General features: G+C 68.7%; 12 protein-coding genes. 3 read left to right on the top strand and 9 right to left on the bottom strand.

Annotation, left to right across the window (positions count from 1 at the left end):
* The first annotated feature begins 23 nt into the window (after positions 1–23).
* On the top strand, positions 24–1,238 hold the full coding sequence (gene hflX / locus Q0R13_RS09320) for a GTPase HflX (RefSeq protein WP_293902883.1): 1,215 nt from the start codon (positions 24–26) through the stop codon (positions 1,236–1,238).
* Between the two features lie 80 nt (positions 1,239–1,318).
* Here hflX and mazG read toward each other — a convergent pair whose 3' ends face one another.
* Together mazG and Q0R13_RS09330 are read right to left on the bottom strand one after the other, a co-directional pair.
* A complete protein-coding gene (mazG, locus tag Q0R13_RS09325; RefSeq protein WP_293902852.1) occupies positions 1,319–2,179 on the bottom strand; it encodes a nucleoside triphosphate pyrophosphohydrolase in 861 nt (286 codons plus the stop codon).
* A 119-nt stretch (positions 2,180–2,298) separates the two neighbouring features.
* The gene (locus Q0R13_RS09330; RefSeq protein ID WP_293902855.1) at positions 2,299–2,787 is read right to left on the bottom strand and encodes a hypothetical protein; all 489 of its coding nucleotides are present in this window, start codon (positions 2,785–2,787) and stop codon (positions 2,299–2,301) included.
* 129 nt (positions 2,788–2,916) lie between these two features.
* Between Q0R13_RS09330 and Q0R13_RS09335 the strand changes: the two genes are divergently transcribed.
* Positions 2,917–3,345: a VOC family protein gene (locus Q0R13_RS09335; RefSeq protein ID WP_293902858.1), complete on the top strand. Its 429-nt coding sequence runs from the start codon at positions 2,917–2,919 to the stop codon at positions 3,343–3,345.
* Between the two features lie 788 nt (positions 3,346–4,133).
* On the opposite strand, the gene Q0R13_RS09340 is transcribed toward Q0R13_RS09335, so the two are convergent.
* The 7 genes from Q0R13_RS09340 to Q0R13_RS09370 all read right to left on the bottom strand — a co-directional run bounded on the left by Q0R13_RS09340 (position 4,134) and on the right by Q0R13_RS09370 (position 10,186).
* Positions 4,134–5,069 (bottom strand): PEPxxWA-CTERM sorting domain-containing protein, encoded by a 936-nt coding sequence (locus tag Q0R13_RS09340; protein WP_293902861.1) that lies wholly within the window; start codon positions 5,067–5,069, stop codon positions 4,134–4,136.
* 172 nt (positions 5,070–5,241) lie between these two features.
* Positions 5,242–5,853 (bottom strand): formyltransferase family protein, encoded by a 612-nt coding sequence (locus Q0R13_RS09345; protein WP_293902864.1) that lies wholly within the window; start codon positions 5,851–5,853, stop codon positions 5,242–5,244.
* A gap of 5 nt (positions 5,854–5,858) precedes the next feature.
* A complete protein-coding gene (locus tag Q0R13_RS09350) occupies positions 5,859–6,683 on the bottom strand; it encodes an MBL fold metallo-hydrolase (RefSeq protein WP_293902866.1) in 825 nt (274 codons plus the stop codon).
* Positions 6,680–7,456 carry a TatD family hydrolase gene (locus Q0R13_RS09355; RefSeq protein ID WP_293902869.1) on the bottom strand — a complete coding sequence of 259 codons (777 nt, stop codon included), beginning with the start codon at positions 7,454–7,456 and terminating at the stop codon, positions 6,680–6,682. The genes Q0R13_RS09350 and Q0R13_RS09355 overlap by 4 nt, the downstream gene beginning before the upstream one ends.
* A gap of 4 nt (positions 7,457–7,460) precedes the next feature.
* Positions 7,461–8,459 carry a DNA polymerase III subunit delta' gene (locus Q0R13_RS09360; RefSeq protein WP_293902871.1) on the bottom strand — a complete coding sequence of 333 codons (999 nt, stop codon included), beginning with the start codon at positions 8,457–8,459 and terminating at the stop codon, positions 7,461–7,463.
* A complete protein-coding gene (tmk, locus tag Q0R13_RS09365) occupies positions 8,452–9,087 on the bottom strand; it encodes a dTMP kinase (protein ID WP_293902874.1) in 636 nt (211 codons plus the stop codon). The genes Q0R13_RS09360 and tmk overlap by 8 nt, the downstream gene beginning before the upstream one ends.
* Positions 9,088–9,133: 46 nt before the next feature.
* Complete coding sequence (locus tag Q0R13_RS09370) at positions 9,134–10,186, bottom strand: septal ring lytic transglycosylase RlpA family protein (RefSeq protein ID WP_293902877.1); 1,053 nt, start codon at positions 10,184–10,186, stop codon at positions 9,134–9,136.
* A 392-nt stretch (positions 10,187–10,578) separates the two neighbouring features.
* Between Q0R13_RS09370 and Q0R13_RS09375 the strand changes: the two genes are divergently transcribed.
* Complete coding sequence (locus Q0R13_RS09375; protein WP_293902880.1) at positions 10,579–11,121, top strand: FxDxF family PEP-CTERM protein; 543 nt, start codon at positions 10,579–10,581, stop codon at positions 11,119–11,121.
* The last annotated feature ends 415 nt before the right edge of the window (positions 11,122–11,536 follow it).

Raw genomic sequence — 11,536 nt, forward strand, 5'->3', positions numbered from 1 at the left:
CTTCGCGGGCCGCGCAGGCGCGCCTGGACGAGGCGGTCGGCCTGGCGCTCGCCCTCGATCTGGAGGTCCGCGAGACCCTGGTCGCCAACCTGCGCCAGCTGACGCCCGCGACCCTGTTCGGCAAGGGCAAGGTCGAGGAGATCCGGCTGGTCATCGAACTGGCCGAAGCCGACGTCGCCATCGTCGACGACGCCCTGACGCCGGTGCAGCAGCGCAACCTGGAGAAGGCCTGGCAGGTCAAGGTGATCGACCGCACCGGCCTGATCCTGGAGATCTTCGCCCGGCGCGCGCGGACCCGCGAAGGGCGGCTGCAGGTGGAGCTGGCCCGGCTTTCCTATGAGCGCTCGCGGCTGGTGAGAACCTGGACCCATCTGGAGCGTCAGCGCGGTGGCTTCGGGGTCATGGGCGGCCCCGGTGAGACGCAGATCGAGACCGACCGGCGGCTGATCGCCGAGAAAATCCGCAAGCTGAAGGGCGAGCTGGTCGAGGTGCGCCGTACGCGGACCCTGCAGCGTTCTGCCCGAAAGCGCGTGCCGTTCCCGACCGTGGCGCTGGTCGGCTACACCAACGCCGGCAAGTCGACGCTGTTCAACCGGCTGACCGACGCCACGGTCGTGGCCGAGGACATGTTGTTCGCCACCCTCGACCCGACGCTACGAACCCTGAAGCTGCCGGACGGCCGCCCGGCGATCCTGTCGGACACCGTGGGCTTCATCTCCGACCTGCCGCACGAACTGGTCGAGGCTTTCCGCGCCACCCTGGAGGAGGTGAAGGAGGCCGATGTTGTGCTCCACGTCCGCGATATCGCCAGCGACGAGAGCGCTGCCCAGGCCGGCGACGTACGCACGGTGCTGAGCCGCCTCGGCGTCGACATGGAAGAGCGCCGCATCCTGGAGGTCTGGAACAAGATCGACCTGCTGGACGGCGATACCCGCGACATCCTGACCGGCGACGCCCGCCGCGCCGACCCGCCGGCGATCCCGGTGTCGGCGGTCACGGGGATGGGCGTGGCTGCGCTGCTGGCCGCCGTCTCCGCCCTGGTCGACGAGGCGCCGCCGGTGGACGTCTACGCGCCGGCCGGGGAGGGCGCCTCCATCGCCTGGCTCTACCGCAACGGCCGCGTCCTCGAACGCGTCGATGGCAAGGACGGCTCGACCCGCTTGGCCGTCAGCCTGACCCCCCAGGCCCTGGGCCAGTTCGAGCAGATGTTCCCGACGTCAGAAGTACGGGGGCATTGAATCAAATTCCGCTCATCCCCGCGAAGGCGGGGATCCAAGCGGATTCAATGGCTTCGTCAGCATTTGGAAGGTCCTGAACCTCAGCTTGGGTCCCCGCCTTCGCTGGGATGAGCGGTGGAAGGTGGCCCCCGCTCGGCCGCCTTCGCCTCGTCCCAGAGTGCGTCCATCTCGGCCAGGTCCGACTGGTCCGGCGACTTCCCGCGCGCCGCCAGCCGCTGCTCCACATACTGGAAGCGCCGCACGAACTTGGCGTTGGTGTAGCGGATGGCGTCTTCGGGATCGATGTCGAGGGTGCGGGCCAGGTTGGCGACCACGAACAGGACGTCGCCGAGTTCGTGGCGGGCCTTTTCCAGGTCGCCGGCCTCGACCTCGGCGATCAGCTCGCCGACCTCCTCGTGCAGCTTGGCAACCACGTCCTGCACGGTGGGCCAGACGAAGCCGACCGTGGCGGCCCGCTTGGAGAGCTTCACCGCGCGGGTGAGACCGGGGAGGCCCACGGGCACGTTGTCCAACAGGCTCGCGGCGCCGCCCGCGGCCTTGCCGACCCGTTCGGCCGCCTTCAGCGCCTCCCAGCCCTGCTTCTGGTCGGCCAGGGAGCCGTAGGTCGCTTCAGCGAACACGTGGGGGTGGCGGCGGACCATCTTGTCGTTGATGGCCCGGGCCACGTCGTCGAAGGCGAAGGCGCCCTGTTCCTCGGCCCTGCGCGCGTGAAAGACCACCTGCAGCAGGAGGTCGCCCAACTCCTCCTTCAGGTCGGAGAGATTGCCGCCCTCGACAGCGTCGGCGACCTCATAGGCTTCCTCGACCGTGTAGGGGGCGATGGTCTCAAAGGTCTGTTCCTGGTCCCAGGGGCAGCCGTCCGCAGGGTCGCGCAGGCGCGCCATGATGGCCAGCAGGCGATCGATGGGCGCCAGGTCGGCGGACGGGGCAGGTCGCGGCATAGGGGGGCGGTTTCTTGCGGGACGGTTTCTTGCGGCACGGTTCTTGCGGCGCTCAGGGCAAAGGCGCGCGGCGATCAGACCGCGCGCCGCAGATCGGCGCAAGCCGCGGACGCCTGGGATCAGCGCTGGGCCAACTCCGCGCCGCTGGCGAGGCGCCGGGCAAAGCGGTCAAAGGTCCATTCCGCATCGGTCCACACCCAGCGGCCGTAGCTTTCGCGGATATCGGTCTCGAACCAGCGATAGGTGATCGGCGTCTCGGTTCCGTTGGCGGCGACGATACGGCCCTCGATGGCGGCGCCGCCGACCCCGTAACTCTCCAGCGAGAGGCCGGGCGTGTCGCCGAGTTGCTTGAAGGTGGGCCGGTTCGGCTTCACGTCGGTCAGCACCAGCTCGATCCGCGCGTCGTTGTAGGCGCCGGTCTTGGCCAGCGACTTCTCGACCGAGGCCCGCAGGTCTTTCGTCAGCAGGTCGGCCTCGCGGACGCCATAGGTGCTGTCGAAGGTCTTCTGCAGCTTTGGCGCGATGGCGACGCTGACGGAGGCGGGCGCGGCTGCCGCGGCGGAGGCGCCGGCGAGCAGCACGGCGGCGGTGAGGGCGATAAGGCGCATTCGAAACCTACCCGGGTGAATCCAGTAACTACTTAACAGTTGGGGCAGGCGCGGGCGCCGCGCAAGAGGGCAGTTGCGGCGGCAGGTCCGCCGGTTAGGGTGTCACGACAAAATGAGAGGATCACGCCCATGCCCCGTTCCCCGGATTTCCTCGGCGCCACCGGCATCGGGGTCAGCGACCTCGCCGCCTCGACCGCGTTCTACAAGGCGGCCCTGGGGATGACGGTCCTGCGCACCGTCAAGATCGATTACATGGACGAGGTCATCCTGGTGCACGAGAGCCGCAGCGCCCTGGTGCTGATGCACTGGACCGATGGTTCGCCGCGCAACTACAAGGACGTGCCGGTGAAGCTGGTGTTCTACGTCACCGATCCGTTCGCCGCCGCCGAGCGGATCAAGCAGGCTGGCGGGGTCATGACCCGGGAACCGGCGCCGCTGGAAAGCATGGGCGGCGGGCTTGTGGGCCTGGGCAAGGACCTTGACGGCTACGTCGTCGAGCTGTTGCAGGCGCCGGAGCCACGGGTTCCGTCAGACCGGATCGCGGCGGCTGTCGCCTAGATGCTAAGGCGCAGGCCGACGTCGGAGCCCTTTGACGTACCGATCTTCCGAGAAGGTTGGAGAACGGTCGCGGCGCCAGAGTTTCATCGGGCGGGATCACCGTCGAGGTCTCTGCTTGGCGGAGATCGAGCGGATGACAAGACGACCCTGACCCCCGTTGACGAGGGGCGCGGGCGCGCGGGCGACAGCTTCGCCAATGAGAGCGTCGACCGCAGAGTGTGAAAGCGTCGAAGGATCATCCAATCGGATGAACCGATTTTGAGATCCAGTTCCCAGAAGCCGACCCTCTGGATCAGAAAGGTCGGCGCCCCTGTAGAACGACAGGCTCACGCCCTTAGCGGATGCGGCGAACGAAACTATGCAATCAGATGGCTTTTCCGTTGCGCAGTAGCCAATGACGAAGAAATTGCAGTTGTCGTAGACGAGCTCATGGGCGCTCGGCAGACGCGTCTTGAGGGCGTCTCGCACCGCTCGGATTGAGGCTTGGTTTGCTGGCGAAAACTTTTCGATGAACTGAGTGAGCTGAGCTTCCGGTTCGGTCGCTGTCAATGGGTCGCCGCGAACGGCCTGTTCGTCAGGGACGGTAGTCGCAAATGCACCTGCAGCCAACGTCGGCGAACGCAACAACGGTCCGCAATGGGTCGAGTCCAGCGAGAAGGGCCCAAGCCGAATAGCGGCTACAAGCCTATTGCGCCTAAGGAATATTATCAGAAATGGACGCGTAGGCCAAAGAAGAGCCCCGACGCGCTGGGCGGCGGGGCTCTTCCGTACGCTACTGGAGTTGGTCGTTAGGCGACGCTGAGGACGCGGCGGCGACGCACGACCGCGCCGATGCCACCGAAGCCGATCAGCATCATCGCCCAGGTCGCCGGTTCCGGCACCCCGCCGCCACCGACGGTCCCGATGTGCTCGCCGACCACGTAGGCGTAGTTGATCGAAGCGCTCTTGCCCGTGGCCAGGTCGCCGATCGACCAGGCCATGTGCAGGCCGTAGTCGCCCAGCGGGCCGGCGTCATAGCCGGTCAGCACGCCATAGGGGTCCTGGTTGGAGCAGCAGTTGCCGTCGATGGCGGTGTTGTGCGTGTAGGTGTTGCCCGACAGGTTCAGCAGGCCGAGCGTCAGCCCGGTCGTCTGGCCGGCGGAGCCGACGAAGTCGAACGCGCTGAACAGGGCGTTGCCGCGCTGATTCAAGGTGTCGTAGCTGCCGCTGGTGTTCACGTCCGGATCCGGGTCGACCGACCGGGCGAAGGCCAGGTTGGTGAGGTCCGTCAGCGCGGTGAGCGTGGTGAGGATGTTCACCCGCTGATCGCCATCGTTGAAGTAGTAGAGGTTGGTGATCGAGAGATCGCCACTGGCTCCGGTCCAGGTCGCCATGTGGTCGTAGGCGCCTGAGATGACCGTCGGACCCGTGGTGGTGAGGAACGCCCCGCCGCCCGCGCCGAACTGGTTGTCATTGCCCTGGAACCCGGTCTCGTTCGAGTTGATCGAGAAGCCCTCGTGGGGCGAACCAGGCGTGATGTAGTCGTTGACGCCGAAGTTCTTCATCCCGGTGGGATCGTGCTGCAGGCCCGGCGAGGTGTTGCCGTTGCTGCCCAGGGTGCCGCTGTCGCTAATACCCGTGTTGACGTAGTTGCCCGTGAGGACGACTGGCGTGGCGCTCGCGGCGCAAGCGGCGCCCAGAGCAAGGACCGCGGTCGCCGCGGCGGCATAAAGTCTGATATTCATTTAGTAGCTCCCAAACCCAACAATGGCGGAGAACCAGATCCGTGCCATCCAGCTCGCGTAGGGCGCCCCTGCCCGGAGAACCCGTTACGTAAAGACACTGTAAACCCTAGAACGGCGTTCCCGTAAACTGGGCTCCCCTGGCAGGCGAATTGTGTTCCCCCGTCAAGCCACGTCACCCCGCCGCCGGCAGGCGAAGATCGCCTGCCGCGATGCGCCGCAAGGTCTCCACGAAGAACTCCGGTTCCAGCGCCCTCACCCTCGCCTCGAGGGTCTCCGGCGTGTCCGCCGCCGCCACCGGCACCACCTGGCGGACCAGTTCGGGGCCGTGATCGTATTCCTCGTCGACCAGGTGGATCACCGCCGCGCTCGCGGTCCAGCCGGCTGCGATCACCGCCGCGTGCACCCGCGCCCCGTACATGCCGGCCCCGCCGAACTCCGGCAACGGCCCGGGATGGATGTTGACGATTCGGCCCGCGTAGGCGGCCAGGGTGCGCGGCCCGAGGTGGCGCAGGTAGCCGGACAGCACGATCAGCTCGACGCCCCTGGCCCGCATCTCGTCGGTCAGCCGGGCGTCGGCGGCGTCGGGATCCTTCTGGGTCGGCACGCACAGCGACGGGACCCCGGCTGCGGCCGCGGACGCCAGGGCCTGTGCGCCCCGGTTGTTGCTCACCAGCAGCCGGGCTTCCGCCGCCAGCTGGCCGGCGCGGATAGCACCGACGATCGCCAGGGCGCTGGAGCCGTTCCCGGACGCCAGGAAACCGAGCTTGAGGGGCCGGGACAGCACGGGTTTCAGGCCTTGAGGCGATGCTGGAACGTCAGGCCGTCGAAGGCCGGCTCGACCCCGGCCGGCAGCTCGGCCCGGAGCTGCTGGAAGTCGAGGTCGATGTGCATGTTGGTGAGGATGGCCCGCTTCGGCCTCACGCGTGCGATCCACTCCAGGGTGCGTTCGAGGTGCGCGTGGGTGGGGTGCGGCCGGCGGCGCAGCGCATCGACGATCCAGATGTCCAGGTCCGCCAGGGCCGCGAACGCCGCCTCGTCCAGGCGCACCACGTCGCTGGAATAGGCCACCCCGCCGAATCTGTAGCCCACCGTGCGGACGCCGCCGTGGTCCTGGTCGAAGGTGGTCACCGGGATCGCGCCCGACGGCCCGTCCACCTGCCAGGCCGTCCCGTGCGCCGGAATCGCGGCGCGGTCGCAGATCGCGGGATAGCCGCCCTCGGGCTCGAAGATGTAGCCGAAGCGCCGCATCATGGTGGCGTCGGTCGAGGCGTCCATCCAGCACGGGATCCGCGCCTGCTGGCGCAGGTAGAAGGCGCGGATGTCGTCCAGGCCGTGGACCTGGTCGGCGTGGTCGTGGGTCAGCAGGACGGCGTCGACCCGCTTCACCCCGGCCCGCACGGTCTGGATTCGCAGCTCGGGCGAGGCGTCGATCAGCGCCGTCGTCTGCTGCGTCGAGTCGGCCGCCCCCTCCCCCAGCCGCCGGACGAGGAGGGCGCATCGGGTGCGGAGGTTCTTCGGTTCGTGCGGATCGCAGTCGCCCCAGGCGCCGTCGGCGCGCGGCACGCCGCCGGAGGAGCCGCAGCCGAGGATGGTGACCTCCAGCGTCCCGCTCATGGCCGCGGGATCCGGTCGAATAGCGCGAAGAAGGCGTCCGTGGTCCGCGCCTCCGCCTCGTCCAGGCCCCAGCCGCGCACCTGCGCCAGCTTGGCCAGGACATGGGGTACATAGGCCGGTTCGTTGCGGCGGCCGCGATGCGGTACCGGCGCCAGGTAGGGGCAGTCGGTCTCGACGATGATGCGGTCCTCCGGCATGTCGCGGATCACCGCGCGGACATCCTCGGCGGCCTTGAAGGTGGCGATGCCGGAGACCGAGAACCAGGCCCCCAGGTCGGCGCACCGGCGGGCGAGATCCGCGCCGGAGGTGTAGCAGTGCATCAGCAGGCGGAACGGGCCGCGGGCGTGCTCGTCCTCCAAGATATCGCCCATGACGTCGTCGGCCTCACGGGTGTGGACGACCAGCGGCAGGCCGGTCTCGCGCGCCGCGGCGGCATGGACCCGGAACACCCGGGCCTGGATGTCGCGCGGGCTGAGGTCGTAGTGGAAGTCCAGGCCGCATTCGCCGATGCCGACCACCCGGGGATCGGCGGCCAGGCCCACCAGGGTGGCGGCGTCGAGGTCGGGGTTCTCCTTGGCCTCATGCGGGTGGGTGCCCACGGTGCACCAGATATCCGGCTGGTCGGCCAGCGCCCGGCAGGCCGGGAAGTTGGACACCCGGTCGGAGATATTGACCATCAGCCCCACGCCGGCGGTGCGGGCGCGAGCGATCACGGCCTCGCGGTCCTCGTCGAATTGCGGCGCATGCAGGTTGACGTGGCTGTCGATCAGCATCGGGTCAGGTCGCCGCCCGCCGCAGTTCCGACAGGGCGGTGAAGAAGGCGTCGGCACGGTCCAGGTTGAGCCCCTCGACCTCGCGCGGCAGGCGCTGCAGGGTCTCCCACGCCTGCGCCCAGCGATCCAGCGCCCCGATCCCCTGCCCGGCCCGGTCGGCGGCCAGCCGGTGGACGCGGTCGGACAGCCGCTCGAACAGCACGGCGAAACGTGCCGCGCCTTCGCCGCCGCGAAACCCCTCCGCCAGCGAGAGGGCCCGGGTCTCGTCGACCCTTGGCAGGTCGGCGATCAGGTCGCGGGCGGCGTCGTCCATGGCCAGCGCCTGGCCGGCGGCCAGCACCAGGGCGCGGCCGGGGGCGCCGTCGGCCATGTGCGCCAGCCGCAGCGCCTCTTCCGGATTGGCCCCGGCGCGCTCGCGCACGAAGGCGGCGGCGGCCTCGATCCCCAAAGGCTGGAACGCCAGGCGGCGGCAGCGCGAGCGGATGGTCGGCAGCAGGCGGCCCGGCGAATGGGAGACCATCAGCAGCACACCGCGCGGCGGAGGCTCCTCCAGGGTCTTGAGGATGGCGTTGGCGGCGTTGGGGTTGAGGTCGTCCGCGGCGTCGACGATCGCCACCCGGTGCGGGGCGCTGGCCGGGGACTTGGAGAAGAATTCCGACAGCTTGCGGGCGTCGTCCACCGGGATCCCCCGGCGCGGTTTGCCGTCCAGCCCTTCGCGCTCCAGGACGAAGAGGTCAGGATGGCTGCGGGCGGCCACCTGGCGGGAGACTGCATGGGCTGGATCCGCGCCCAGGATGCCGTGCTCCGGGTCGGCGGGCGCGCCCAGCAGGCGCCGGGCGGCGCGGTAGGCAAAGGTGGCCTTGCCGACTCCCTCCAGGCCGGTCAGCAGCCAGGCGTGGTGCAAGCGGCCGCGGGCGCGGGCCGCTTCGAAGTCCGCCTCGGCCGCCGCCTGGCCCTGGAGCGCATAGACTTCACGCGGGTGCGGGACCTCGATCTCAGCCATGGACGGCCAGCCGGGCGGTCACCGCCTCCCAGATCGCGGCCTCGACCGCGTCCATCGTGGCGCAGGCGTCGATGACGGCGCAGCGCTCCGGTTCGCGCGCGGCGATGGCGCAGAACGCCTCGCGCAGGCGCTGGTGAAAGGCCATGCCCTTGGACTCGAAGCGCATCTCCGCGCCGGCCCGGGCGTGGGCGCGCGCCAGCCCGACCTCGGCCGGCAGGTCGAAGACCAGCGTCAAGTCGGGGCGGGTGGCTTCGAGGACATAGGTTTCGAGCGCGGCGATCAGGCCGGGATCGGTCCCGCCGGCCGCGCCCTGATAGGCCCGGGTGGAATCAGCGAAGCGGTCGCAGACCACCCAGGCGCCGCGCGCCAGGGCCGGGCGGATCACCCGCTCGATGTGGTCGCGCCGCGCCGCATACATCAGCAGGGTCTCGGTGACCGGGCTCCAGCGATCGGCGGCGCCCCGTAGAACCAGGTCGCGGACACTCTCGGCCCCCGGCGAGCCGCCGGGTTCGCGGGTGGCCACCACCTCGCGGCCGTCCGCCGTCAGCCGTACGGCGAGGCGCTGGACCTGGGTGGATTTCCCGGCCCCCTCCCCGCCTTCGAACGTGATGAACCGACCGCGCGCCACGCGGTCAAAATGGTCAGTTCGCGGTCTTTGTCCAGAAGGCCCGGGTCTAGAAGATCCGAACGACGCGCGCGTCGGCGAACCCGATCTCGGCTACCCGGTCGCGCAGCGCGTAGGCGGCGACCTCGTCGGCGGGGGCCGGCAGGACCACGCGGTAGAGGGTCAGGCCGTCGCGCTGCACCGGCTCGACGGAGGCGCGGCCCGCCGTCGCCAGTTGCGCCGCCGCCCGCTGGGCGTTGACCTCGCTGGAGAAGGCGCCGGCCTGGATGCGCAGGCCAGAGGCGACGGACGCCGTCGAGGCCAGGGCGGCGGGGCCGGCGTGGGCAGCTGCGAGCGGCGCGGCCACGATGGGGGCCGCCGCGATTGGGGTCGACGAGATCGCCGCGCCGGTCAGCGGCGGCAGGGCCCCGGAGGTGATGCCGACGACAGCGGGCGCCGCCCTCATGGGCGCCGCGGCCGCGCCGGGGGCCAGGGCCAACGCCGGGTCGGGCGCGGCGCCATAGGCCATGGCGGCCCGCGCCGGGGCGACGGACGCCAGGCGGGTCGGCAACGGCTTGTCGCCAGCGTAGCGGATGCCCGCGTCGGGGCCCAGCAGCGGCGCCGGGCCGACATAGCGCACCCTCACATGGGCCAGGCCCGCCCGGTCGTAGCCGAGCTCGCGGGCGGCCTCGTGGCTGAGGTCGATGATCCGGTTGTCCACGAACGGCCCGCGGTCGTTGACTCGCACGACCAGCTTCTTGCCATTATCGAGGTTGGTCACTTCTACCATAGATGGCAGTGGCAGGGTGGTGTGCGCCGCCGAGGCGGCGTTCATGTCGAACGTCTCGCCGTTGGCGGTGGCCTTCTGGTGGAACTCGTCGCCGTACCAGGAGGCGATGCCGGTCTGGTCGTAGGTCGCGTCCTCCCGCGGCACGTACCAGATGCCGGCGACCTGGTAGGGCGCGCCGACCTTGTAGCCGCCCTGTCCGGGCGCCGCCGGGCCGATCTGCGGGCCGGCGGCATGGCTGGGATAGCGCGGCGTGACGCACGCGCTGAGCGACGCGCCCGCCAGCAGCAACAGCGCCAACCGGGCCTGCCGCCCGAAATCCAGGGAAATTGTCATCGTCCGCCTCCGAATCACTAAGCGATGGTCGGCGCGGAAGCTTGCACGATGGTTAACAGCGTCTTGCTGTAGCGAATGGCAGGCGTTCTAGGGCGGCAGTTCCGCATGTCCGAGCGACAGTCTAAGACCCGAAATATAACTCGATGCACCTGGAACTTTATCCTCCGATCAGCGTTAAGCTTCACCGTTAACCTTTATGAATAGCATTTACTCCGTGCAGGTTGCGCTCACGCCTTGTGCAATGGAGGTGAGTTGCGCGGGATTTACTCTCCGCCATCGGCGACGCAATTGCGTTAACTAAGCGTTGCTGATCTTCCCGATGGGATCGGTGTGTGAGGCTCGACTGTCGGGTTTTCCAGACCGAGGAGATACGGAGCCAAATCATGCGGTCTATGACAAAACTTATTGGCGCTGTCGCGGCGATCGCCGTCATGTCGAGCGCGAGTTCGGCCGGCGCCGCCACCATCTTCACGCAGATCGATCAGCCGATGCTGGATCTCTTCGGCACCGCCACCTATGGCGCGACGATTACCAACCTGGGCCTGTTCAGCCACTCGTTCGCCTTCACGACGACGGGTCTCAACGACGCCAGTTCGTCGGTGGTGACCATCGAGCTGAAGAGCGGCAAGAAGGACATCGACTTCACGTCGGTGACGCTGAATGGCTTCGCCTTCACCCACACCGGCTTCGATCCGGGCGCCGAAACCTGGGACCTGACGACGGCCCTGCTGACCGCGGGCCTCCACCACATCGACCTGACCGGCACCGTCGTCACCACCGGAAGTGGTAAGAATGCCGCCAGCTATTCCGGCACCCTCAACCTCGCGACGGCGGTGATTCCGGAACCGGCGACCTGGGCGCTGATGATCGCCGGCTTCGGCGGGGCCGGTGGAATGCTCCGCACCCGCCGCCGGACGACCTTGCTCACCGCCTAGATCCGGTCGGGCTGAAAACGAACAAGCCGTCGCCCGCGCGGGCGGCGGCTTTTTCGTGCCGTTCCCGTCACGGCTCGATGGAGCCTTGGGTAAGGTTACTGGCCGTTACCGGTCTCGCGCAGCAGCTAATGAGGTTAATTTTCTCCAATAAAGCGTGGAGTTCGGCAATTACTCGCTTGGACGGGGAATAGTATTGCCTTCACTCAATGTTTCTGGTCCTTGGGCATCAGGCCGGTAAGCGGTGTCCGATTGTCGGGTTTACCTGGTCGAGGGGATACAAGGTTCAGAACATGCGTTCGATGACGAAACTTCTTGGCGCGGTCGCGGCGATCGCCGTCATGACGACCGCGAGTTCGGCCAGCGCCGCCACCATCTTTACTCCGATCAACCAGTCGATGCTGGACCTGTTCGGCAC

The organism is Phenylobacterium sp., from assembly GCF_025351295.1.
Lineage (GTDB): Bacteria > Pseudomonadota > Alphaproteobacteria > Caulobacterales > Caulobacteraceae > Phenylobacterium.